Genomic DNA, 24,184 nt, shown 5'->3' with positions numbered 1-24,184 from the left:
CTTGCTAAGCTAGTAACAGGCGTTGTAACACCAGGCGGTTTTAACCGCCTGGTTTCATTTTAGGGATAATCGCAATGAAAAAATCGGTCGTAGCGGTAGGAGTGATTGTTGCTTTAGGCGTGATCTGGACGGGTGCTTCCTGGTATACCGGGAAACAGCTGGAAAGCCGTCTGGCAGAGATGATGACGCAGGCAAACAGCGAGATTAAGCGCAGCGCGCCTGAAGCAGGTCTGGAGCTGAGCTACCAGAACTACCAGCGTGGCGTGTTTACCAGCCATATGCAGGTGGTGGTGAAGCCGGTTGCGGGTAATCAGAACGCCTGGCTGAAACCGGGCCAGAGCGTGGTGCTGGATGAAGTGGTCAGCCACGGTCCGTTCCCGCTGGCGCAGTTGAAAAAGTTTAACCTGATCCCCTCCATGGCATCCGCCAGAACCGTACTGGTGAATAACGAGGTGACGAAGCCGATTTTCGATATGGCGAAAAATGAGTCGCCGTTTGAGATCAATACCCGCATCAGCTATGCCGGTGATACGCATTCCGACATCGACCTGAAAGCCCTGAATTACGAACAAGGCACCGATAAAGTCGCCTTCAGCGGCGGTAATTTCCAGCTTGATGCCGATCGCGACGGCAAGAATGTCTCCCTTACCGGCGATGCCGCCAGCGGCCTGGTGAATTCAGTCAATGAATATAACCAGAAGGTTCAGCTTACCTTCAACAACCTTAAAGCCAGCGGCAATAGCCGTATGACCGATTTTGATGAGCGTATCGGCGACCAGAAACTGAGCCTCGATAAGATCGCCATTGCGATCGAAGGCAAAGAGATGGCGGTGCTGGAAGGCATGGATCTGGACGGTAAGTCTGACGTCTCCAAAGACGGTAAAAGCATCAACACCCAGCTGGATTACAGCCTGAAAAGCCTGAAAGTACAGAATCAGGATCTGGGTACCGGTAAGCTGTCTCTGAAAATCGGCAACATTGACGGCCAGGCGTGGCATGAATTCAGTCAGAAATACAGTAAAGAGAGCCAGGCTCTGCTGACCGATGCCGCCCTGCAACAGAACCCGCAGGCGTACCAGCAGCAGGCGATGACGGTGCTGTTTAATAACCTGCCGATCCTGCTGAAGGGCGAGCCGGTGATTACCGTTGCGCCACTGAGCTGGAAAAACGGCAAAGGCGAAACCAACTTCAACCTGTCGCTGTTCCTGAAGGATCCGGCCGCTGCGACCGGCGAACCTCAGACCCTTGCCCAGGAAGTTGATCGCAGCGTGAAGTCGCTCGACAGCAAGCTGACTATCCCGATGGATATGGCGACCGAGTTCATGACGCAGATTGCGAAGCTGGAAGGTTATGGTGAAGATGATGCAGGCAAACTGGCAAACCAGCAGGTGAAAGGCCTGGCGGCGATGGGCCAGATGTTCCGCATCACGAAGGTGGAAGACAACACCATTTCCACCAGCCTGCAATATGCTAATGGCCAGGTGACGCTCAACGGCGACAAAATGCCGCTGGAAGAGTTTGTCGGTATGTTTGGTATGCCGACGCTGGGCATGCCGGCACCGGCTGAACCGGCAGCGCCGCCGGCAGTACCGCAGCAGTAAACGAAAACCCCTCGCATGAGGGGTTTTTTATTGCCGGGTGGCGCTGACGCTTACCCGGCCTCCGATCCTGAGTCGTTGCAGGCCCGTGCAAGCAAAGCGTTTACTTCACCGTCACTAACCGTGCAGCCACAATCTGATGCCCGGCCTGCACGTCCGTATTTTCAATGCGCTGCATGATCCTGTCTGCCAGGGTGTACCCCATCTCACGAGCCGGCGTCGTCGCCCAGACGATGGGGAGATCGTCTAACGCATTTTCACCGACATCCGCAAATGCCCCCAGCGCCACCTGATGGCCGAAGAACGTTTCTACCCCGCCCTCACCGCTCTGGCGTCCGGCTCGGATCAAACCGAACCACGCCCCCATCGCAATGACGTCGTTATAGCAAATCACCGCGCTGATCGTCGGGCTGTTGCGAAGCAGCGTGCCGATGGCTTCCGCGGCTTTTTTCTGGCTGGATTCACACTCCACCACCCATTCGCTGTGAAACGGCAGGCCGTATTTGATGAGCGTGGAGCAGTAACCGCCCACCCGCTCGGCACGCGTCAGGGACGAGCTTTTACCGCCGAGCCAGGCGATGCGCTGATGGCCGCGATGAATAAGATGCTCGGTCAGCATTTGCGCGGCCTGCATGTTATCTGGCCGAAGGGTATCGGCTTCGTCGAGATAGCTGGCGCGCGAGGCAAACACCAGCGGTACGCCTTTCTGCGCCGCGCGCTCACACAATTCACTGCCCACGCCGGACGCGCCGGCCACGATCACCCCATCCACCCCTTGCGTCAGCAGCATATCCAGCCTGGAGAGCAGCTGCTCCGGTTCGCGCCCACCGTGGAGCAGGAAAACCATTCGCCCCTGCGCTTCAAGCGCCTCGGTAAGCCCGGCGGTCAGTTCTGCATAAAACGGCGACGTGAGGTCGCGAACGATCAGCCCTATCACCCCGCTTTGCCCACCGCGCAGCGCCGACGCCTGGCGATTACGCACAAAGCCTAACTGCTCAACGGCCTCGTTGACGCGCTGACCCGTTGCAGGAGAGATGCGCCCCTTCCCGCTCAATACCAGCGAAACGGTGCTGACGGAAACCCCCGCCGCCAGCGCGACATCGTTGATGGTGATCTTTTTCGCTACAGCCATGTGGTGGCGTGACTCCTTGATAATGAGATCGCTAAAACGTTTTATCAATACGTTATCTTTATACTACCAGTAAAAGCCTGAGAATGTGATTTAGCGCGCACTAAAGTTTGATAAAACGTTTTATCTTCTCGCCCCATCGAGGTCGTTAAATCTCTTTCTACCATTTAAGGAGTCGTTTTATGACGACGAAAGCAGCACAAAAAATATCGCTGTGGGAGTTTTTCCAGCAACTGGGTAAAACCTTTATGCTGCCCGTGGCGCTTCTCTCTTTTTGCGGGATCATGCTGGGGATCGGCAGCTCGTTAAGCAGCCACGACGTCATTACCCTGATCCCTTTCCTCGGAAATCCGGTACTTCAGGCGATCTTCATCTGGATGAGCAAGGTCGGCTCTTTTGCCTTTAGCTTCCTGCCGGTAATGTTCTGTATCGCCATTCCTCTGGGTCTGGCGCGCGAAAATAAAGGCGTGGCGGCGTTTGCGGGCTTCGTTGGCTATGCGGTCATGAACCTTGCGGTTAACTTCTGGCTGACTGCCAAAGGGATCCTGCCCACGACCGACGCGGCGGTACTGAAAGCCAATAACATTCAGAGCGTGATTGGTATTCAGTCCATCGATACCGGGATCCTTGGAGCCGTGATCGCGGGGGTGATTATCTGGATGCTGCACGAGCGCTTCCACAACATCCGCCTGCCCGATGCGCTGGCCTTCTTCGGCGGGACCCGCTTTGTGCCAATCATTACGCTGGTTGTGATGGGTCTGTTTGGTCTGATCATCCCTCTGATTTGGCCGATTTTTGCCATGGGGATCACCGGTATCGGCCGCATTATCAACGGCGCGGGTGATTTCGGCCCGATGATTTTCGGTACGGGTGAACGTCTGCTGCTGCCATTTGGTTTACAGCACATCCTGGTTGCCCTGATCCGCTTTACCGAAGCCGGCGGTACCATGGACGTTTGCGGTCATTCCGTTAGCGGTGCGCTGACCATCTTCCAGGCCCAGCTGAGCTGCCCGACCACTCACGGCTTCTCTGAAAGTGCGACGCGTTTCCTCTCTCAGGGTAAAATGCCTGCCTTCCTCGGCGGCCTGCCGGGCGCAGCGCTGGCGATGTACCACTGTGCCCGTCCGGAAAATCGTCATAAAATTAAAGGTCTGCTGATCTCCGGCGTTATTGCCTGCGTGGTGGGCGGTACGACAGAACCTATCGAGTTCCTGTTCCTGTTCGTAGCGCCGGTACTGTACCTCATCCACGCCGTACTGACGGGCCTGGGCTTTACCGTGATGGCTGTGCTCGGTGTGACCATCGGTAACACCGACGGTAACGTGATTGACTTCGTGGTCTTCGGTATCCTGCACGGTCTGTCCACCAAGTGGTATCTGGTGCCGGTTGTGGCCGCCATCTGGTTCGCGGTTTACTACGGGATCTTCCGCTTCGCCATCACCCGCTTTAACCTGAAAACGCCTGGCCGCGATACCGATACGGCCACCAGCGTTGAACAGGCGGTAGCCGGCACCATTGGGAAATCCGGATATAACACGCCGGCTATTCTGGCGGCGCTGGGCGGTGCGGATAATATTACCTCTCTGGATAACTGCATCACCCGCCTGCGTTTGTCGGTGGCGGACATGTCCAAAGTGGATACCAACGCACTTAAAGCTAACCGGGCTATTGGCGTAGTACAGTTAAATCAACACAATTTGCAGGTCGTCATTGGCCCGCAGGTACAGTCAGTGAAGGATGAGCTGGCAACCCTGATGCGAACCGTCGAAGCCTGATGCCTCGCCCCCCTCGTCATGAGGGGGTTTTACTTTACGGAGCACCGTCATGTTTGATTTTTCTACCGTCGTGGATCGACACGGCACCTGGTGTACCCAGTGGGATTATGTCGCTGACCGTTTTGGCGCTGCCGACCTGCTGCCCTTCACCATCTCTGATATGGATTTCGCCACCGCCCCCTGCATTACCGATGCGCTGCACCAGCGAATAAACCACGGGGTGTTTGGCTACAGTCGCTGGAAAAATGACGAATTTCTGGCCGCCGTGGCGCACTGGTTCCGCCAACGCTTTAACAGTCAGATTGATACCGAAACCGTGGTGTATGGGCCGTCGGTCATTTATATGGTCTCGGAGCTGATCCGCCTCTGGTCCTCGCCTGGCGACGGCGTGGTGGTCCATACCCCGGCTTACGATGCCTTTTATAAAGCCATCGAAGGCAACCAGCGTACCGTTGTTTCCGTGCCGATGCAGAAAACAGCGCATGGCTGGGAGGGCAATATGGCCGCGCTGGAAGCGGCGCTGTCAAAACCGGAAAACAAGGTGCTGCTGCTGTGTAGCCCGCAAAACCCGACCGGCAAAGTCTGGACGCGGGAAGAGCTGACCACAATGGCGGCCCTGTGTGAACGTTATGACGTAGCGGTGATCAGCGACGAAATTCATATGGACATGGTATGGGGCACGCATCGTCATACCCCGTGGAATGAGGTTGCGCGCGATAAATGGGCGCTGCTGACCTCGGGTTCCAAAAGCTTCAATATTCCGGCTCTGACGGGTGCCTGGGGGCTTATCGCCGATGACGCCAGCCGTAACGCCTATCTGAATGCATTAAAAGGTCGGGACGGACTCTCTTCCCCTTCCGTGCTGGCGCTGACCGCGCACATTGCTGCCTACCGACATGGAGAACCCTGGCTGGACGCGCTGCGGACCTATCTCGAAGAAAACCTGTGCTACATTGCTGACGAACTGAATACTGCATTTCCGACACTCAACTGGCAACCGCCCGAGGCCACCTATCTGGCATGGATCGATCTCAGCCCGCTTGGCATTGATGACAATACGCTGCAAAACGTGCTAATTGATCAGCAAAAAGTGGCCATCATGCCGGGATATACCTATGGGGATGAAGGTAAAGGCTATGTGCGTCTGAACGCTGGCTGTCCGCGTAGTAAGCTTGAACAGGGCGTTCAACGCCTTATCGCTGGCATCAACACTCTGCTGTAAATCATTTGCGCAACGGAATATTCCCTTGCGCAAATAGCTTTTTACCCCGTTTTGTTTTTATAATATGGCGCACTTTAACCAGCAAAGAGTGCGACCATGATTGATACACGCCTGCCTTTAACTGATATTCATCGCCACCTCGACGGAAACATTCGTGCCCAAACCATTCTCGATCTTGGTCGCCAGTTCAATTTAACCCTCCCTGCCGAAACGCTTGAAACCCTGATCCCGCATGTTCAGGTCACGTCGAACGAACCGGATCTGGTGAGTTTTCTGAGCAAGCTCGACTGGGGCGTGAAGATGCTGGCCTCGGTCGATGCCTGTCGCCGTGTCGCCTTTGAAAACATCGAAGATGCCGCGCGTAACGGCCTGCACTATGTCGAACTGCGTTTCTCCCCGGGCTATATGGCGATGACCCACAACCTCCCCGTAGCGGGCGTGGTTGAAGCGGTCATTGAAGGCGTGCGTGAAGGCTGTAAAACCTTTGACGTTCAGGCGCGTTTGATCGGCATTATGAGCCGTACCTTCGGTGAAGCGGCCTGTCTTCAGGAACTGGAAGCATTACTGGCGCATCGCGACCAGATCACCGCCATTGACCTGGCCGGTGACGAGCTGGGCTTCCCGGGCAGTCTGTTCCTGTCTCATTTCAACCGCGCACGTGATGCAGGATGGCATATTACCGTTCATGCGGGCGAAGCTGCGGGGCCGGAAAGCATCTGGCAGGCCATTCGTGAACTGGGTGCGGAACGTATAGGTCATGGCGTGAAAGCCATTGAAGATCGCGCGCTGATGGATTTCCTCGCCGAACAACGTATTGGAATCGAATCCTGCCTGACCTCCAATATTCAGACCAGTACAGTAGCGTCGCTGGCGCAACACCCGCTGAAAACCTTCCTCGAACACGGGGTGCTGGCTTCGCTGAACACGGACGATCCGGCGGTTCAGGGCGTGGATATTATTCACGAATACAACATCGCCGCACCACAGGCCGGGCTGAGCCGCGAGCAGATCCGTCAGGCGCAAATCAACGGGCTGGAGATCGCCTTCCTGACGCCTGAAGAGAAACAGGCGCTGCGCGATAAAGTTGTTCAGTAGTCCTCTTTACTGCCGGGTGGCGCTGCGCTTACCCGGCCTACGAAAGCGTTTGGCACTTATGCCAGACAGAGCGTTGCGCGATGTTTGGCAGATTCGATCCCGAGCTCGATCAGCTCCATAATCTGGATTGCCTGGCTTGCGGGAACCGGATTTTCACCTGAACCGTTCAGCGCGTCACGAATGGCGGCGTAATACGCTGGATAGTTCCCCGGCAGGGTCAATACCGTCTCTTCAACCAGTACCTCACCCTCCGCACGCGTCACCACCCCGTCGCGCATGTCGTAGCCCCAGTCCTCCTGCGGTAAGCGTTCGCCATTTTTGAGGCGCTCTTCCTGCGGATCCAGGCCGAACTTCACATAGCTGCCGCGCGCCCCGTGAATGATATAGCGGGCCGATTCCGCCGCCGCAAGCATTGTCCCGTGCAGCACAATGCGCCGCTGCGGATAACTCAAAATGGCATGGAAATAGTCGGTGGTCTGCGCCCCCGGCCTGAGCTGCGCTAAATCGACCGTCATGCTCACGGGCAAACCAAACAGATGAACGGCCTGATCGAGAAGATGCGGCGCTAAGTCATACCAGATGCCGCTACCCGGTCCCGCCTGCTCGCGCCAGCGATCTCGCACCTGCGGACGATAACGATCGAAATGCGACTCAAAAAAAGCAATTTCGCCGAGCGTGCCTTCGTTTATCAGCGCCTTAACCGTCAGGAAATCGCTGTCCCAGCGCCGATTGTGAAAGACCGATAATAACCGACCCAGACTTCGCGCCAGCGCATCCAGCTCGCGCGCCTGTGACAACGTCACGGTGAAGGGCTTATCGACAACAACATGTTTCCCTGCCTCCAGCGCCGCTTTCGCCAGGGGGAAATGAGTGTCGTTAGGAGTTGGAATGATAATAAGGTCAATATTAGGATCGTTAAACAGATGCTTAGGCTCCGTTACCACCGGCACGGCTGGCCAGTCGGCGCGGACCTTAGTCTCATCGCTGCTTGTGATAGCCGCCAGTTCCATTCCCGGCGTGCCGGCAACCAGCGGAGCATGAAAGGTTTTGCTTGCGTACCCGTAGCCAATAAGACCGACGCGTATGTTTTCACTCATCGTTTGCCCCCTCGCTGTGCGCTTATTTATCACTGGCCTTGTGCTTAACGCACAGATTAATAATGTGCCCTGTGAGTTAAAATAGCATCTCGCGACAGCGTTTTTTGTTACCTCGCATTAAAGTGTGTATATGGGTTCGAGGAATCGTTCCCAAAGCGCTTGCTCTGGCGAAAAGGGCGCTGTAACATTTGTAATCTGTATTTATGGATAAATTACAAACACAAATTATGTCGTCAATAATTAATCGAATCATTGAATTAGCGGGATGGATTGTCCTTGGGGTTTCAGTCGTGTTGCTCGGCATTGCCAGCCATATCGATAACTACCAGCCGCCGGAGCCTGTTACTGTCGCACAACAAAAGTAAGCCGTGTCGTCATAAAGCGTGACACATTACGTCATGGAACGTATTGCCAGCCGTAATGAACGGGGTTACCCTTCTCTTCCAGGCATCTGCTGATGCCTGATTCTTCGCAAAGAAAACTCCTAATTTCGTCGCGTTACCCGAGTGGACAGTTTACGTCTTTATTAATCCGTTTATTATTCGAACGCATTACCTTTATGGGTATTACCCTTTTATATGGAAACTTATTAATATGACAGTTCAGGACTATTTATTAAAATTTCGCAAGATCAATTCCCTTGAAAGCCTGGAAAAACTGTTTGACCATCTGAACTACACGCTGTCGGATAATCAGGACATCATCAATATGTACCGCGCTGCTGACCATCGTCGCGCCGAACTGGTCTCTGGCGGTCGTCTGTTCAATGTGGGGGAAGTGCCTAAATCCGTATGGCGTTACGTTGTATAAGAAAGTAGCCTTCGGCGTGAAATGTTATATACTCTCCGCCCTGCAAATTTCTGTATAACATTTCGCGCAGACTATGGGAGAGCGTATGACCGCATTGCCTGGAGAGAGAATTGGGGGCTGGTTAATCGCCCCGCTGGCATGGCTGCTGGTGGCATTATTAAGCGCTTCGCTGGCGCTGTTGCTATACACCACCGCACTGGTTACGCCTCATGCTATCCAGGCACTGATGTCCCAGAGTGCGCTCAATATTGCAACGTGGTTTGTGTCGTTCGTTTTCGCGATCGCGATGTGGTACTACACGCTGTGGCTGACTATCGCCTTCTTCAAACGCCGCAAAAACGTGCCAAAACATTACATTATCTGGCTGCTGGTCTCCGTGCTGCTGGCTGTCAAAGCATTCGCTTTCTCGCCAGTGTCTGACGCGCTGGCGGTTCGCCAGTTACTGTTTCCGCTACTGGCGACGGCGCTTATGGTCCCTTATTTCAAGCGTTCGACGCGCGTTAAGAAGACCTTTGTCAACCCGTAATAACCTTACAGTTAACCTGTTGTGGCCTGTTGTCGTTTATCCGATAATAGGCGGCTATTTTATTTCAGGCTAAATAATGACCGATTACTTACTGCTCTTTGTCGGAACTGTGCTGGTTAATAACTTCGTACTGGTGAAGTTCCTTGGCCTGTGCCCGTTTATGGGCGTCTCCAAAAAGCTGGAGACGGCAATGGGCATGGGGCTGGCGACCACCTTCGTGATGACGATGGCCTCCATTTGCGCATGGCTGATTGATACCTGGATCCTGATCCCACTGGACATGCTCTACCTGCGCACCTTGTCCTTTATTCTGGTCATTGCGGTTGTGGTGCAATTTACCGAGATGGTGGTGCGGAAAACCAGCCCTGCCCTGTATCGCCTGCTGGGCATTTTCCTGCCTCTCATCACCACCAACTGCGCGGTGCTGGGCGTGGCGCTGCTCAATATCAACCTTGGGCATAATTTCCTGCAATCGGCGCTGTACGGTTTTTCCGCGGCGGTCGGTTTCTCTTTTGTTATGGTCCTGTTCGCCTCGATTCGCGAGCGTCTGGCCGCGGCGGATATTCCCGCGCCGTTTCGCGGTAACGCCATCGCTCTGGTGACCGCAGGTTTAATGTCTCTGGCCTTTATGGGCTTTAGTGGTCTGGTGAAGTTGTAATGAGTGCTATCTGGATTGCCATCGCGTCCATCAGCGTACTGGGACTCGTCTTTGGCATCATTCTGGGTTATGCCTCCCGCCGGTTTGCGGTGGAGGACGATCCGGTGGTTGAAAAAATTGATGAACTTTTACCGCAGAGCCAGTGCGGGCAGTGCGGCTACCCTGGCTGCCGCCCTTACGCTGAGGCGGTGGGCGTGCAGGGCGAAAAGATCAACCGCTGCGCACCGGGTGGCGAAGCGGTCATGCTTAAAATAGCTGCCCTGCTGAACGTCGATCCCCAGCCTGTCGACGGCGATGAACAGGCCCAGGAGCCCGTTCGTGCCCTTGCTGTCATCGACGAAGCCAACTGCATTGGCTGCACCAAATGTATTCAGGCGTGTCCTGTTGACGCCATTGTGGGCGCAACGCGCGCGATGCACACCGTTGTGGCGGATCTGTGCACCGGCTGTAATCTCTGCGTGGCGCCCTGCCCGACGCAGTGTATAGAACTACGCCCGGTTGAAACGACTACTGAAAGCTGGAAGTGGGACCTTCAGACCATTCCGGTTCGCAATATTCCTGTGGAACAACATGCTTAAGTTATTTTCTGCCTTCAGAAAAGAGAAGATCTGGGATTTCGACGGCGGCATTCATCCGCCTGAGATGAAATCGCAGTCTAACGGCACGCCGCTGCGCCAGATCCCGCTGGCGACCCGTTACGTTATGCCCCTTAAACAGCATATCGGCGCGGAAGGTGAACTGTGCGTGAAAGAAGGCGATAGCGTTCTTCGCGGCCAGCCGCTGACCTTTGGTCGCGGACGGATGTTGCCGATACATGCCCCGACTTCCGGTAAGGTGGTGGCTGTTGCCCCCCATACCGTTGCCCATCCGTCGGCGTTGTCTGAGCTGAGCGTGATCATTGAAGCCGATGGTGAAGACCGCTGGATCGATCGTGACGGCTGGAGCGACTACCGTTCCCACAGCCGTGAAGCGCTGATTGAACGCATTCATCAGTTCGGCGTGGCGGGTCTGGGAGGCGCAGGCTTCCCGACCGGCGCTAAGCTTCACGGCGGCGGCGATAAAATCGAAACGCTGATCATCAACGCCGCCGAGTGCGAACCGTACATCACCGCCGATGACCGTCTGATGCAGGACTGTGCCGCGCAGGTGGTGGAAGGGATTCGCATTCTTGCGCATATTCTGCAACCCCGCGAAGTGCTGATCGGTATTGAGGACAATAAACCGCAGGCCATTTCGATGCTGCGTGCGGTACTGGCAGACAGCCACGATATCGCCCTGCGAGTGATCCCGACCAAATACCCGTCCGGCGGGGCAAAACAGCTGACGCAGATCCTGACCGGCAAACAGGTCCCCCACGGGGGCCGTTCGTCCGACATCGGCGTGCTGATGCAAAACGTGGGAACCGCCTACGCGGTGAAACGTGCGGTGATTGACGGCGAGCCATTGACCGAGCGCGTCGTCACGCTGACCGGCGAGTCCGTCTCCCGTCCCGGCAACGTCTGGGCGCGTCTGGGTACGCCGGTGCGTCATCTGCTGGAACAGGCTGGCTTCTGCCCGGGTAGCGATCAACTGGTCATTATGGGTGGCCCGCTGATGGGCTTTACCCTGCCGTGGCTGGATGTGCCGGTGGTGAAGATTACCAACTGCCTGCTCGCCCCTTCCCCAACGGAGATGGGCGAAACGCAGGAAGAGAAAGGCTGCATACGCTGTAGCGCCTGTGCGGACGCATGCCCGGCAGATTTACTGCCGCAGCAGTTGTACTGGTACAGCAAAGGCCAGCTGCACGATAAAGCCCAGGCGCATAACCTGGCTGACTGTATTGAATGCGGTGCCTGCGCCTGGGTCTGCCCAAGCAATATTCCGCTGGTGCAATACTTCCGTCAGGAGAAAGCCGAAATCTACGCCATCTCCATGGAAGAAAAACGTGCCGCTGAAGCGAAGGCCCGCTTTGAAGCGCGTCAGGCGCGACTGGAGCGCGAGAAACAAGCCCGTCAGGAACGCCATAAGCAGGCTGCCGTCCAGCCTGCGGCGAAAGATCAGGATGCCATTAACGCAGCCCTGGCCCGCGTGCGCGAGAAGAAAGCCACCGCCGCCCAGACGGTTGTGATCGCTCCGGGAGAAAGACCGGACAACAGCGAAGCGATTGCGGCCCGCGAAGCGCGTAAAGCCGAAGCTCGCGCGCGTCAGGCGGAGAAAGCGCAACACGCCAAACCGGAAGCTGATATCGACCCGCGTAAAGCGGCAGTGGAAGCGGCTATCGCCAGGGCAAAAGCCCGTAAGGCCGGTCAGCAGACAGTGGTGGTTGAACAGGAAGCGACGGATCCGCGCAAGGCGGCCGTTGAAGCCGCTATCGCCCGTGCCAAAGCACGAAAAGCGGCACAGGTTCAGCCAGCCGAAGAGAGTGAAGCGCCTGTCGACCCGCGTAAAGCCGCCGTTGAAGCGGCCATCGCCCGTGCCAAAGCACGAAAAGCGGCACAGCAGGACGAACGGCCTGCGGCCGCCAACGACGATCCACGCAAAGCCGCAGTCGCCGCCGCGATTGCGCGCGTTCAGGCAAAGAAAGCCGCGCAGCAAGCCGTTAACGAGGATTAAATGGTTTTCAGAATTGCAAGTTCCCCTTATACCCATAACCAGCGCCAGACATCGCGTATTATGATGCTGGTGTGCCTGGCCGCGCTGCCAGGTATTGCCGTACAGTGTTGGTTTTTCGGCTGGGGTACGCTTTTCCAGTTAGTTCTGGGTTGCGCCAGTGCCGTCGCAGCGGAAGCTGCGATCCTGAAGCTGCGCAAAATGGAAGTGACTCGCATCCTGAGCGATAACTCCGCCCTGTTGACCGGCCTGTTGCTGGCCATCAGCATTCCCCCGTTCGCCCCGTGGTGGATGGTGGTATTGGGAACGGTGTTTGCGGTGATCATCGCCAAGCAGCTGTACGGCGGGCTGGGCCATAACCCGTTTAACCCGGCGATGATTGGCTACGTGGTACTGCTGATCTCCTTCCCGGTACAGATGACCAGTTGGCTGCCGCCGCATGAGATCGCCGCCACCGTCCCCGGCTTTATGGATGCCCTGCACGTTATCTTTACCGGCCACACCGCGCTGGGCGCAGATATGAACGCGCTTCGCATGGGCGTGGACGGCATCAGCCAGGCCACCCCGCTCGATACCTTCAAAACCTCCCTGCGTGCCGGACACAGCGTGGAGCAGGTGATGAAATCGTCTATTTACAGCGGCGTACTGGCGGGTGCTGGCTGGCAGTGGGTCAATCTGGCCTATTTGTTGGGCGGCGCGTTCCTGCTGCAACAGAAGGCGATCCGCTGGCATATTCCGGTGAGCTTCCTGGTGACGCTGGCCGTCTGCTCGACGCTCGGCTGGGTCATCTCACCTGAGTCACTGGCCAGCCCGCAGCTCCATCTGCTCTCCGGCGCGACCATGCTCGGGGCATTCTTTATTCTGACCGATCCGGTCACCGCGTCTACCACCAACCGTGGTCGTCTGATTTTCGGCGCGCTGGCGGGCTTGCTGGTCTGGCTTATTCGCAGCTTTGGCGGTTATCCGGACGGTGTGGCATTTGCCGTGCTGCTGGCTAACATCACCGTTCCGCTCATCGACTACTACACGCGGCCACGCGTGTACGGTCATCGCTAAGGGTCACGCCATGCTAAAAACAATGCAAAAACACGGCGTTACGCTGGCGATCTTCGCTGCCGCCCTCACCGGGCTGACCGCGCTGGTAAATGAACTGACGAAAACTACCATTGCAGAGCAGGCAATGAAGCAGCAAAAGACGCTGTTCGATCAGGTGATCCCATCCGACCTCTACGATAATGACCTGCAAAAAAGCTGCTTTGTCGTGCAGGCTCCGCAGCTCGGTAAAGGACCCCATAGCGTTTATATTGCCCGCAAGGGCGATAATCCCGTGGGTGCCGTCATGGAAGCCACCGCGCCGGACGGTTACTCCGGTGCGATTCAGCTGCTGGTTGGCAGCGATTTTTCCGGCACCGTGCTGGGCACGCGCGTGACGGAACATCACGAAACGCCGGGCCTTGGCGACAAAATTGAAACACGCTTAAGCGACTGGATCTTACACTTCGCCGGTAAGATGATTCATGGCGAAGACGATCCTGCTTTCGCGGTGAAAAAAGATGGCGGCGAGTTTGACCAGTTCACGGGTGCCACGATTACCCCGCGCGCGGTGGTCAACGCCGTCAAGCGCGCCGGGCTGTATGCCGAAACGCTGCCCGCGCAGATCAATCATCTTTCCACCTGTGAGGAGTGACCATGAGCCAGGTTAAAGAGGTTATCGTCCAGGGTCTCTGGAAGAACAACTCCGCGCTGGTACAGCTGCTGGGGCTGTGTCCGCTGCTGGCGGTGACGTCTACCGCCACCAACGCGCTCGGGCTGGGGCTGGCGACCACGCTGGTGCTGACCCTGACTAACTTTTCCATTTCTGTTTTGCGCCGCTGGACGCCGTCGGAAATCCGTATTCCGATCTATGTCATGATCATTGCGTCGGTGGTCAGCGTGGTGCAAATGCTGATTAACGCCTACGCATTTGGCCTGTACCAGTCGCTCGGGATTTTCATTCCGCTTATCGTGACTAACTGTATTGTCGTAGGCCGCGCTGAAGCCTTTGCGGTGAAAAACAATCCGGCCATATCCGCGCTGGATGGTTTTTCCATCGGCATGGGCGCGACTGCCGCCATGTTCGTTCTCGGTTCTCTGCGTGAAATTTTGGGCAACGGTACGCTCTTCGACGGTGCGGACGCGCTGCTTGGCGGCTGGGCGAAGTCGCTGCGTATTGAGGTGTTCCATACGGACACTCCGTTCCTGCTGGCCATGCTGCCGCCTGGCGCCTTCATTGGCCTTGGGATGATGCTGGCGTTAAAATACCTGATTGATGAAAAACGTAAACGCCGCGCCGCTGAGCGCAGCGTACAGGAAGGGATCCCCGAGAAAGCAGTATGAATAAAGAGAAACGCATTGCGATCCTGACGCGCCTGCGCGATGAGAATCCTCATCCTACGACAGAGCTGAACTTTAACTCGCCGTTTGAACTGTTGATCGCGGTGCTGCTCTCTGCACAGGCGACGGACGTGAGCGTCAACAAAGCCACGGCCCTGCTCTACCCTGTCGCCAATACGCCGCAGGCCATGCTGGAGCTGGGCGTTGAAGGTGTGAAATCCTATATCAAGACCATTGGCCTGTTTAACAGCAAGGCCGAAAACGTCATTAAGACCTGCCGGATCCTGCTGGAGCAGCACGGCGGTGAAGTCCCGGAAGACCGCGCTGCGCTGGAAGCGTTGCCGGGCGTCGGGCGTAAAACGGCAAATGTGGTGCTGAACACGGCGTTTGGCTGGCCGACCATCGCCGTAGATACCCATATCTTTCGCGTCTCTAACCGTACCCGGTTCGCGCCGGGTAAAAACGTGGAAGAGGTGGAAGAGAAGCTTTTAAAAGTGGTCCCGGCGGAATTTAAGGTGGACTGCCACCACTGGCTGATCCTGCACGGACGGTATACCTGTATTGCCCGTAAGCCACGCTGCGGTTCCTGCATTATCGAAGATCTCTGCGAATACAAAGAAAAAGTCTATCCCTGAGCGTAAACCACCTAACTTCTTACCTGTTCAAGCCCTTAATATTAACAAGGGCTCTGATATCTTCCCGATTGACCATAAATTGCCCTCTCTTTCTCCTTAACGCATTGTCGATTCTTCGGTCATTTAACACTCAAAGAGGTTAATAGTTTTTTCATCACCAAAAATTTCTATACATCTGTGATCGCGATCACTCTGATAACCTGATGTTGGATTTTTGTTGTTAAAACCCGCCCAACCCCTTTGTCAGACAAGATTTCATCGATTCCATACCGCACATAAGACCAGTCATTTTTCAGAATATGGGCTATATCACTGCCAATCACCCAAAATAGCAGAACATATCGCCATACAGCCGTTGAACAGGGTCGTTTACAGTGAAAAAAACCATCAATTTTGAACGGATGAGATTTAACGCTGTATAACATTTGCATGAACCGATGATTATACCGCCAGAGTTATATGTAACAGATTATTACAAACGTATTGCCAGATGGGGCTGGATAGTGAACATTACCCGCCGTTTCCCCTCCCAATATAACTATAAAGCGGATGGACTACGGTCATCACGCTATGAACACCCCCGTTAATATGGGATGTAAAAAAAGAGGTATATGTGTCTACTGCAAACAATAAACCAACAGATGAGAGCGTAAGTCTTAACGCTTTCAAACAGCCTAAAGCGTTCTATCTCATTTTCTCGATCGAATTATGGGAACGTTTTGGCTACTACGGCCTGCAAGGGATCATGGCGGTTTACCTGGTTAAACAGCTGGGTATGTCTGAAGCCGATTCCATCACGCTGTTCTCTTCCTTCAGCGCCCTGGTGTATGGCCTGGTCGCTATCGGCGGCTGGTTAGGCGATAAAGTCCTCGGTACTAAACGAGTCATTATGCTGGGCGCCGTTGTTCTGGCGATTGGCTATGGGCTGGTTGCCTGGTCCGGGCACGATGCAGGTGTGGTTTACATGGGTATGGCTACCATCGCGGTAGGTAACGGCCTCTTCAAGGCGAACCCGTCTTCCCTGCTCTCTACCTGCTACAGCAAAGATGACCCGCGTCTGGACGGTGCATTTACCATGTACTACATGTCCATCAACATCGGTTCCTTCTTCTCTATGCTGGCAACCCCATGGCTGGCCGCCAAATTCGGCTGGAGCGTAGCGTTTGCGCTGAGCTTCGTGGGTATGCTGATCACCGTTGTGAACTTCCTGTTCTGCCGTAGCTGGGTTAAAGACTATGGTTCAAAACCAGACTTCGAACCCGTGCACATGGGCAAACTGCTGGCAACCATCGTCGGCATCGTGATCCTGGCCGCTGTTGCCACCTGGCTGCTGCATAACCAGGGCGTAGCACGTGCCGTACTGGGCGTGGTTGCGCTGGGTATCGTGATTATCTTTGCGAAAGAAGCCTTCGCGATGCAGGGTGCGGCACGTCGTAAGATGATTGTGGCGTTCATTCTGATGCTGGAAGCGATCATCTTCTTCGTTCTGTACAGCCAGATGCCAACGTCTCTGAACTTCTTCGCTATCCGCAACGTTGAGCACTCCATCCTCGGTATCGCGTTCGAGCCGGAGCAGTATCAGGCCCTGAACCCGTTCTGGATCATGATTGGTAGCCCGATTCTGGCCGCTATCTATAACAAGATGGGCGACCGTCTGCCTATGCCGCACAAGTTCGCTATCGGTATGGTGCTGTGCTCTGGCGCATTCCTGGTGCTGCCGCTGGGGACGAAATTCGCGACCGACGCGGGTATCGTGTCTGTTAACTGGCTGATCCTGAGCTATGCGCTGCAATCTATCGGTGAACTGATGATCTCCGGTCTGGGCCTGGCGATGGTTGCGCAGCTGGTCCCTCAGCGTCTGATGGGCTTCATCATGGGTAGCTGGTTCCTGACCACCGCTGGCGCGGCTATCATCGCAGGTAAGATTGCGAACCTGATGGCGGTACCAGACAACGTTACCGACCCGCTGGTTTCCCTGAATGTCTACGGCACCGTATTCATGCAAATTGGTATCGCGACCGCCGTGATTGCCGTGCTGATGCTGCTGACCGCACCTAAACTGAATCGTATGACCCAGGACGACGACAAATCCGCTAAAGCGATCAAAACCGCGAACGCGTAATGTCATCGGGAAACGACTGAACAGAAGCCGCTAATTGATTAGCGGCTTTTTTTTTATCCGAACGCGCACTAACATAGCTGGAACCTCAGCAAAAAGGAGTTACCGATGAAACTGTTCTATAAACCGGGCGCCTGCTCTCTTGCTTCCCATATTACGCTTCGCGAGAGCGGTAAAGATTTCACGCTGGACGGCGTTGACCTGATGAAAAAGCGTCTGGAAAACGGGGATGACTTTTTTGCGATTAACCCAAAAGGCCAGGTTCCGGCCCTGCTGCTGGATGATGGCACCCTGCTGACCGAAGGGGTGGCGATTATGCAATTCCTGGCGGACAACGTACCGGATCGTCAGCTCCTTGCCCCCACCGGCAGCATTGCGCGTTATAAAACGCTGGAGTGGCTGAACTATATTGCCACCGAACTGCACAAAGGCTTTACGCCCCTGTTCCGCCCGGACACGCCGGAAGAGTACAAACCTACCGTGCGCGCGCTGCTGGAGAAAAAGTTGCAGTACGTTAACGACGCGCTGAAAGACGACCAGTGGATCTGTGGCTCGCGTTTCACCATCGCCGATGCCTATCTGTTTACCGTTCTGCGCTGGGCGCGCGCGGTTAAGCTGAACATGGAAGGATTAGACCATGTCGCATCGTATATGACGCGCGTGGCGGAGCGTCCTGCGGTGGCAGCGGCGCTGAAAGCGGAAGGGTTGAATTAACCGAGCGGCCTGGATTGCCGGGTGGCGCTGACGCTTACCCGGCCTATAAATTCCGTAGGCCCGTGCAAGCGCAGCGGCGCCGGGCGTTTTCTAAAGCTGCGTTGCGCTAAAATAGTGCTCCGGCTTCGCGATGCGATCCTGCGCCGCGACGACCTGGAGCTCATATTCCTGCATCGTCTTCGTCGCAATCATGATTTCATAAACGGCTGCGGTGACGTGCTCCAGCGCATCGCGCAGGCTCGCGCCCTGCAATAGCTTCACCAGCAGCAAACCGCTGGTCACATCCCCGACCCCGACAGGCTGACGTGCACCGAAATCCACCAGCGGTCGACTGATATGCCAGGCTTCATCCTTCGTCACCAGCAGCATTTCAAAACGGTCCTGGCTCAACCCTGCGCGTGCCAGGTGCTTAACCAGCACAATCTCTGGCCCCTGGGCGATCAGCTCGCGAGAGGCGCTTACAGCCTCTTCTACGCTGTTGACCGGATGCTCGCACAGGATCTCAAGTTCAATCAGGTTGGGGGCAATAATATCGCTGGCGGGCAATGCATGACGGACATGAAACTCCGCAACACCCGGCGCTACGATGCAGCCTTTTTCAGGATGTCCCATTACCGGATCGCAGAAATATTTCGCCGCGGGGTTTGCCGCTTTCACCTGGCGCACAATGCCGAGGATATGTTCCCCCTGCTCCGCCGAACCCAGATAGCCGCTGAGTACGGCATCGCAGCGTTTAAGCTGGTCGATATCCGCAATCCCCTGAACGATTTCCGACAGATGCGACGGCGGCATCACGCAGCCGGTCCATTTACCGTACTGGGTGTGATTCGAGAACTGGACGGTATTGAGGGGCCAGACGTTAACGCCGAGGCGGCGCATCGGGAATTCCGCAGCGCTGTTGCCAGCATGTCCAAACACAACGTGGGACTGAATGGCGAGGATGTTCTTCATGTTGTACTTACCAAACCCTGTCAAAACAAAAGGGGCGTGGTTTCCCACGCCCCTGCATACTTTTAATTACTTCCAGCAGACCAGGCAGTAATTTTTCTTACCGCGACGCAGCAGCGTGTAGCGACCATAGAGACGGTCGTTCTCGGTAAAGGTGTATTCCGGATCGGCCTGTTTTTCGCCATTAATGGTGATCGCGTTAGAGGCGATGGTTTTACGCGCCTGACCGCGAGACGGCTGGAGCTCGGAGTCCACCAGCGCCTGCATCAGATCGGCGCCTTTTTCCATCTCAACCATCGGCACGCCATCCTGCGCCAGCTGTTCGAAATCCGCTTCGCTTAAATCGCTCAGGGTTCCGTTGAACAGGCTAGCCGTAATGCGCTTCGCCGCCGCCAGACCTTCTTCGCCGTGAACCAGTTTAGTCACTTCGTCCGCCAGCACGTACTGGGCGCGTGGTGCTTTACCGCTGTTCTTGTCTTCTTCTTCCAGCGCATTGATTTCTTCGATATCCATAAAGGTGAAGAACTTCAGGAAGCGATAAACGTCGGCATCCGCCGTGTTGATCCAGAACTGGTAGAACTTGTACGGGCTGGTTTTCTTCGGATCCAGCCATACCGCGCCGCCTTCGGTCTTACCGAACTTGGTACCGTCGGCTTTGGTGATCAACGGCACGGTCAGACCAAACACCTGATTCTGGTGGAGGCGACGGGTCAGATCGATACCGGAGGTGATGTTACCCCACTGGTCGGAACCGCCAATTTGCAGAGAGACGCCGTGCAGTTTGTTCAGGCAGGCGAAGTCATACCCCTGCAACAGGTTATAGGAGAACTCCGTGAAAGAGATACCCTGATCGTCACGGTTAAGACGCTGCTTTACTGCTTCTTTGTTAATCATCTGGTTAACAGAGAAGTGTTTGCCGATGTCACGCAGGAACGTCAGCACGTTCATGCCACCAAACCAGTCGTAGTTGTTCGCCGCAATCGCAGAGTTGTCACCGCAGTCGAAATCCAGGAACGGTGCAACCTGTTTACGGATCTTATCCACCCACTCCTGCACGGTGTCTTCGGTGTTCAGCTTACGCTCAGCGGCTTTGAAACTTGGGTCGCCAATCAGACCGGTCGCGCCGCCAACCAGTGCGACAGGCTTATGGCCGGCCATCTGGAAGCGTTTCAGGCATAACAATGGAACAAGATGCCCCAAATGCAAGCTGTCAGCGGTGGGATCGAAGCCGCAATAGAGCGCGATCGGGCCTTGCGCCAGTCGCTCTGCTAACGCTTCCTCGTCCGTCACCTGGGCCACGAGGCCCCGCTCTTGCAATTGTTTAATCAAGTTACTGCTTGCCATCAAATTCTCCATGTATAAACGACTGCACCTTTGCCGGTACACGACTTTTCGCCTGATGCGAAAGGACCATAGAATAAAGCGCCAGCGCGGTGTGCGCTAGCGCTTAAATCAACAAATTTTGGGGATTACGGGGCCAGTCTGTCGATTTTCCAGCCACCGTTGTCGCGCTGGTATAAAAAGCGGTCGTGCAGGCGGTGTTCACCGCCCTGCCAGAATTCCATCTGCTCAATGGGGATGCGGAACCCGCCCCAGAAACTCGGCAGCGGTACTTCACCCTGCTGAAACTTCTGTTTGAGTTCGAGGAATTTACTTTCCAGCACACCGCGGGCTGAGATTCGGCTGGACTGTTTAGAGACCCAGGCGCCGATCTGACTGTCGCGCGGGCGACTGTGGAAATATTTTACCACTTCGAGCGTAGAGAGGCGCTCCGCCTTGCCGGTGACCATCACCTGGCGCTCCAGCATATGCCACGGGAAGAGCAGGCTAATACGCGGATTATTTTCAAGGTGATGCGCTTTACGACTGCCAAGATTGGTGTAGAACACCAGCCCTTTCTCGTCATAATGCTTGAGAAGAACGATGCGTTGATACGGCTGACCATTTTCATCAACCGTGGCAACGACCATTGCCGTCGGGTCAGCCAGTTTCGCTTCGCAGGCCTGCTTCAGCCAGCGTTCAAAAAGCACCAGCGGTTCGGCGGGAAGATCCTGGCGGCGCAGACCGCCTTTGGTGTATTCACGGCGCAGATGCGCAATTTGCTGTAGTTCGTCGTTATCTGACATGGCGTTAGCTGAAAGTGAGATTGGGTGGCGCTATTGTGCGCGCCCCCTTCAAAAATCTCAACGCTTCGGATTTTCAAGCTGACAATTGTTCAGCACAATGCGGTCACGCTTGTAGACGGTGGCGCTGTCGCCTTTCGACCAGAAGACGTAGATCCCGTCTGAGTAGCGCGCACCGGAGGCCGACATTCCCTGCTTCAGCGTTAACAACTTATTGTCATAAACAAAGCTGGCTTCCTGATGCGGGTTGTTCAGCTTCACCGTCAGCGGTTTTTCATCACAACGATATTCCAGCGTATCGGTTTGCATACGCTCAACGAACTGGTTATAGACGCTGCATCCGGTCATAAGAAAAGGTACAGCAATGAGAAGAAGTTTTTTCATGGGCAGATTCCGAAGACTATCCTGGTCCTGGAGGGCCTAACCGCCCTCCTGTTTTTCCCTATTTTACGGGTTACGCCTCCCGCTGAATTTCAGTTAACTCTGATTATGGCGCGGGTTTGCGGGGAAAATGGCCCCAAGGACGCTCGCCTCCAGCGCACCGGTTACGGAGGGTAAATTCCCCGGCAGACCGGCAACCGTACGCCAGGCAAGCCAGGCGAAGGCCAGCGCTTCCATATCGTCTCCGCTGATCCCGGCTTCATCAGTGGTCGTGACTTCGGTGCCTGGCAGCAAGGCGGCGAGGCGTGCCATCACCAGCGGGTTGCGGCTTCCGCCTCCGCATACCAGCAAGCGCTCACATCCGCCGCTCAGCAACACCTGTTCAGAAATCGATACCGCGGTGAGCTCCGTCAGCGTAGCCTGCACATCCTGAGGCGCAAGGCCGGGGAAGCGCGCCAGCTGACGTTCAAGCCAGCCGTAGTTGAAATATTCCCGCCCCGTGCTTTTCGGCGCGGGCAGAGCAAAGAAAGGATCGCTTAACAGGGTTTGCAGCAAGGGAAGGATCACTTTCCCCTGGCTGGCCCACTGCGCGTCTTTGTCGTAGGCTTTGCCGCTCTGACGCCAGATCCAGGCATCCATCAGCATATTACCGGGTCCGGTATCGTACCCCCGCACGGGCTGCCCGGGAATAAGCATCGACAGGTTGGCGATCCCGCCGATGTTCAGGACCATCCTGCGCTCTACCGGGTGCGCCAGCAGCGCCTGATGAAATGCCGGAACCAGCGGCGCCCCCTGCCCGCCGAGGGCCATATCGCGACGACGGAAATCACCCACCACCGTCACGCCGGTTTTTGCCACAATCTGGTTGTTATCGCCAATTTGCATCGTGTGCGGCGCCTCGCCGACAGGTTCATGCCAGACGGTCTGCCCATGGCAACCTATTGCCACGATATCCTGCGGGTGGAGTCTTTCCTGCTGCATCAGGGCCAGTACCGCCTCAGCAAACAGCGCCCCCAGACGCACATCCAGTTGGCCCAGTTGGGAAAGCGTCAGCTGTTGTCCCTGGCAGATGTTCAGGATCTCTTCTTTTAACGAGACAGGAATAGGCCAGGTCAGGCTTGCCTGCTGCGCCACCATGTTTTCATCAATGGCGGCCAGAACGACATCCACACCGTCAAGACTGGTACCAGACATCACACCGATATAGCGACCCGATTTCATGCGCTTTCCTTACGTTACATGGGCTAAGTGCAAACACTCCATCATAAATAACGCGGCTTTGCTATGCGGTGATAATATTTTTTAACAATCTCAGACCTGTAGCACAGACGGTTTTTGTTTATGTCCCGTTAAGCCCTGTTGAAGTAAAATTTATCTATTCGGCATGCAAAGATATGAACTGTGGTCAGGAATGCCATATAATTTAGCCATAACGGATGCCCCAACCGGGCGTTTTTTGGTGAACAGGAGAGTCAAATGATTTTACGTGTACTGGGCGTTTCGCTGATTGGTTTAACACTGGCGGGTTGTGTGAATGACAGTTCACTCTCCGGCGACGTATATAGTGCTTCTGAAGCTAAACAGGTACAGAACGTGACATACGGTACTATCGTTAATGCCCGTCCTGTTCAGATTCAGGGTGGCGATGACACGAACGTGGTGGGCGCAATCGGTGGTGCTGTGCTGGGTGGTTTCCTGGGTAATACCATTGGCGGCGGCACCGGACGTTCTCTGGCTACCGCAGCGGGCGCAGTTGCAGGCGGCGTAGCGGGTCAGGGCGTTCAGGGTGCGATGAACAAAACTCAGGGCGTTGAGCTGGAAATCCGTAAAGACGATGGCAGCACCATTATGGTTGTGCAGAAACAGGGTAACACCCGCTTCTCTGCTGGCCAGCGTGTTGTACTGGCAAGCAACGGCAGCCAGGTTACCGTCTCCCCGCGCTAATATCCTGATGGATGTGGTCTGTTCAGACCGCATCCATTTAACAAAATCATCGTCTCCAACAATATATTTGCACAATACATTCACACAGTGAATTATTCATTTCATCTATTTTTGTCCGTGCGCAAAGTATTTTTTATTTCCCTCACTTAAACTCTTCGCAATCTCTTTTCTTTTTTAATTTTTAAATTCTCTATGCTTGCGATCTGTCGATTTGTAAAGAACCGCTTTGTGGCCTTCGCGCTTGGATGCATTGTTATCATTGCCGTATTACAAGCTTTTTTTATAAAACTTGTTGAATGGGTTCCTTCGTTTTCACCTTTGTTTTTCCCTACGCTGACGATATTTCTTCTGGTGTTTCATCTGTTTATTGCCTGTTTTATGGCAATGAAATACTGGTGCGACAGAAGGCGATTATATCTTGTTCCCATTGCCCTGGCCTTTGCCGGCT

The 24,184-nt window shown here is 55.2% G+C and carries 25 protein-coding genes; 18 read left to right on the top strand and 7 right to left on the bottom strand.

The window, feature by feature from the left end; all coding sequences use genetic code 11:
* Positions 1-74: 74 nt before the first annotated feature.
* Complete coding sequence (locus IMQ56_RS00610) at positions 75-1,601, top strand: YdgA family protein (protein ID WP_023296462.1); 1,527 nt, start codon at positions 75-77, stop codon at positions 1,599-1,601.
* Positions 1,602-1,701: 100 nt separating this feature from the next.
* On the opposite strand, the gene IMQ56_RS00605 is transcribed toward IMQ56_RS00610, so the two are convergent.
* Positions 1,702-2,730: a Mal regulon transcriptional regulator MalI gene (locus IMQ56_RS00605; RefSeq protein WP_017384586.1), complete on the bottom strand. Its 1,029-nt coding sequence runs from the start codon at positions 2,728-2,730 to the stop codon at positions 1,702-1,704.
* A 179-nt stretch (positions 2,731-2,909) separates the two neighbouring features.
* On the opposite strand from IMQ56_RS00605, the gene malX reads away from it, so the two are divergent.
* The 3 genes from malX to add all read left to right on the top strand — a co-directional run bounded on the left by malX (position 2,910) and on the right by add (position 6,819).
* Positions 2,910-4,502, top strand: a complete 1,593-nt coding sequence (malX, locus tag IMQ56_RS00600; protein ID WP_015570659.1) for a maltose/glucose-specific PTS transporter subunit IIBC — start codon at positions 2,910-2,912, stop codon at positions 4,500-4,502.
* A 49-nt stretch (positions 4,503-4,551) separates the two neighbouring features.
* The gene (locus IMQ56_RS00595) at positions 4,552-5,724 is read left to right on the top strand and encodes a MalY/PatB family protein (RefSeq protein WP_033487087.1); all 1,173 of its coding nucleotides are present in this window, start codon (positions 4,552-4,554) and stop codon (positions 5,722-5,724) included.
* A 96-nt stretch (positions 5,725-5,820) separates the two neighbouring features.
* Positions 5,821-6,819: an adenosine deaminase gene (gene add / locus IMQ56_RS00590; RefSeq protein WP_033487089.1), complete on the top strand. Its 999-nt coding sequence runs from the start codon at positions 5,821-5,823 to the stop codon at positions 6,817-6,819.
* 56 nt (positions 6,820-6,875) lie between these two features.
* On the opposite strand, the gene IMQ56_RS00585 is transcribed toward add, so the two are convergent.
* Positions 6,876-7,916, bottom strand: coding sequence for an oxidoreductase (locus tag IMQ56_RS00585; protein ID WP_032648137.1), 1,041 nt, complete (start codon positions 7,914-7,916; stop codon positions 6,876-6,878).
* A 239-nt stretch (positions 7,917-8,155) separates the two neighbouring features.
* Between IMQ56_RS00585 and blr the strand changes: the two genes are divergently transcribed.
* From blr to gstA, 12 genes are all read left to right on the top strand, one after another.
* On the top strand, positions 8,156-8,281 hold the full coding sequence (gene blr, locus IMQ56_RS00580; RefSeq protein ID WP_151884424.1) for a division septum protein Blr: 126 nt from the start codon (positions 8,156-8,158) through the stop codon (positions 8,279-8,281).
* A gap of 229 nt (positions 8,282-8,510) precedes the next feature.
* On the top strand, positions 8,511-8,726 hold the full coding sequence (ydgT, locus tag IMQ56_RS00575; RefSeq protein WP_000217941.1) for a transcription modulator YdgT: 216 nt from the start codon (positions 8,511-8,513) through the stop codon (positions 8,724-8,726).
* An 85-nt stretch (positions 8,727-8,811) separates the two neighbouring features.
* Complete coding sequence (locus IMQ56_RS00570) at positions 8,812-9,252, top strand: DUF2569 domain-containing protein (RefSeq protein ID WP_033487090.1); 441 nt, start codon at positions 8,812-8,814, stop codon at positions 9,250-9,252.
* Positions 9,253-9,328: 76 nt separating this feature from the next.
* The gene (rsxA, locus tag IMQ56_RS00565) at positions 9,329-9,910 is read left to right on the top strand and encodes an electron transport complex subunit RsxA (RefSeq protein ID WP_000133206.1); all 582 of its coding nucleotides are present in this window, start codon (positions 9,329-9,331) and stop codon (positions 9,908-9,910) included.
* Positions 9,910-10,488 (top strand): electron transport complex subunit RsxB, encoded by a 579-nt coding sequence (gene rsxB, locus IMQ56_RS00560; RefSeq protein ID WP_015570664.1) that lies wholly within the window; start codon positions 9,910-9,912, stop codon positions 10,486-10,488. The genes rsxA and rsxB overlap by 1 nt, the downstream gene beginning before the upstream one ends.
* Entirely contained in the window at positions 10,481-12,502 is a 2,022-nt protein-coding gene (rsxC, locus tag IMQ56_RS00555) for an electron transport complex subunit RsxC (protein ID WP_015570665.1), read from the top strand. The genes rsxB and rsxC overlap by 8 nt, the downstream gene beginning before the upstream one ends.
* Positions 12,503-13,555, top strand: coding sequence for an electron transport complex subunit RsxD (gene rsxD / locus IMQ56_RS00550; protein ID WP_015570666.1), 1,053 nt, complete (start codon positions 12,503-12,505; stop codon positions 13,553-13,555).
* Positions 13,556-13,565: 10 nt separating this feature from the next.
* Complete coding sequence (gene rsxG / locus IMQ56_RS00545) at positions 13,566-14,186, top strand: electron transport complex subunit RsxG (RefSeq protein WP_196063545.1); 621 nt, start codon at positions 13,566-13,568, stop codon at positions 14,184-14,186.
* A 2-nt stretch (positions 14,187-14,188) separates the two neighbouring features.
* Complete coding sequence (locus tag IMQ56_RS00540) at positions 14,189-14,875, top strand: electron transport complex subunit E (protein ID WP_003857592.1); 687 nt, start codon at positions 14,189-14,191, stop codon at positions 14,873-14,875.
* Positions 14,872-15,507, top strand: coding sequence for an endonuclease III (gene nth / locus IMQ56_RS00535; RefSeq protein WP_015570668.1), 636 nt, complete (start codon positions 14,872-14,874; stop codon positions 15,505-15,507). Before IMQ56_RS00540 ends, nth begins: the two co-directional genes overlap by 4 nt.
* Before the next feature lie 613 nt (positions 15,508-16,120).
* Positions 16,121-17,629 (top strand): dipeptide/tripeptide permease DtpA, encoded by a 1,509-nt coding sequence (gene dtpA, locus IMQ56_RS00530; RefSeq protein ID WP_003857596.1) that lies wholly within the window; start codon positions 16,121-16,123, stop codon positions 17,627-17,629.
* Positions 17,630-17,734: 105 nt separating this feature from the next.
* The gene (gene gstA / locus IMQ56_RS00525; RefSeq protein ID WP_003857598.1) at positions 17,735-18,340 is read left to right on the top strand and encodes a glutathione transferase GstA; all 606 of its coding nucleotides are present in this window, start codon (positions 17,735-17,737) and stop codon (positions 18,338-18,340) included.
* Between the two features lie 90 nt (positions 18,341-18,430).
* Here the strand turns inward: gstA and pdxY are convergent, their stop codons facing one another.
* The 5 genes from pdxY to anmK form a co-directional block, all read right to left on the bottom strand.
* Complete coding sequence (gene pdxY / locus IMQ56_RS00520; RefSeq protein WP_032670041.1) at positions 18,431-19,291, bottom strand: pyridoxal kinase PdxY; 861 nt, start codon at positions 19,289-19,291, stop codon at positions 18,431-18,433.
* Between the two features lie 66 nt (positions 19,292-19,357).
* Positions 19,358-20,632, bottom strand: coding sequence for a tyrosine--tRNA ligase (tyrS, locus tag IMQ56_RS00515; protein ID WP_017384594.1), 1,275 nt, complete (start codon positions 20,630-20,632; stop codon positions 19,358-19,360).
* Between the two features lie 125 nt (positions 20,633-20,757).
* A complete protein-coding gene (pdxH, locus tag IMQ56_RS00510; protein WP_003857601.1) occupies positions 20,758-21,414 on the bottom strand; it encodes a pyridoxamine 5'-phosphate oxidase in 657 nt (218 codons plus the stop codon).
* Positions 21,415-21,471: 57 nt separating this feature from the next.
* Positions 21,472-21,801, bottom strand: a complete 330-nt coding sequence (gene mliC, locus IMQ56_RS00505) for a C-type lysozyme inhibitor (RefSeq protein WP_085929692.1) — start codon at positions 21,799-21,801, stop codon at positions 21,472-21,474.
* Between the two features lie 87 nt (positions 21,802-21,888).
* Entirely contained in the window at positions 21,889-23,013 is a 1,125-nt protein-coding gene (anmK, locus tag IMQ56_RS00500; protein ID WP_047726945.1) for an anhydro-N-acetylmuramic acid kinase, read from the bottom strand.
* A gap of 255 nt (positions 23,014-23,268) precedes the next feature.
* Between anmK and slyB the strand changes: the two genes are divergently transcribed.
* Together slyB and IMQ56_RS00490 are read left to right on the top strand one after the other, a co-directional pair.
* A complete protein-coding gene (gene slyB / locus IMQ56_RS00495; protein ID WP_003857604.1) occupies positions 23,269-23,736 on the top strand; it encodes an outer membrane lipoprotein SlyB in 468 nt (155 codons plus the stop codon).
* 192 nt (positions 23,737-23,928) lie between these two features.
* The coding region (locus tag IMQ56_RS00490; protein ID WP_196063544.1) for an MASE4 domain-containing protein at positions 23,929-24,184 on the top strand (256 nt) is incomplete at its 3' end.

The organism is Enterobacter sp. Res13-Sevr-PEC09-46 (assembly GCF_015672585.1).
In the GTDB taxonomy this organism is placed as follows: Bacteria; Pseudomonadota; Gammaproteobacteria; order Enterobacterales; family Enterobacteriaceae; genus Enterobacter; species Enterobacter hormaechei_C.
The sequence above is the reverse complement of the archived record's forward strand: the minus strand, read 5'-3'. Positions and strand labels throughout refer to the sequence as shown.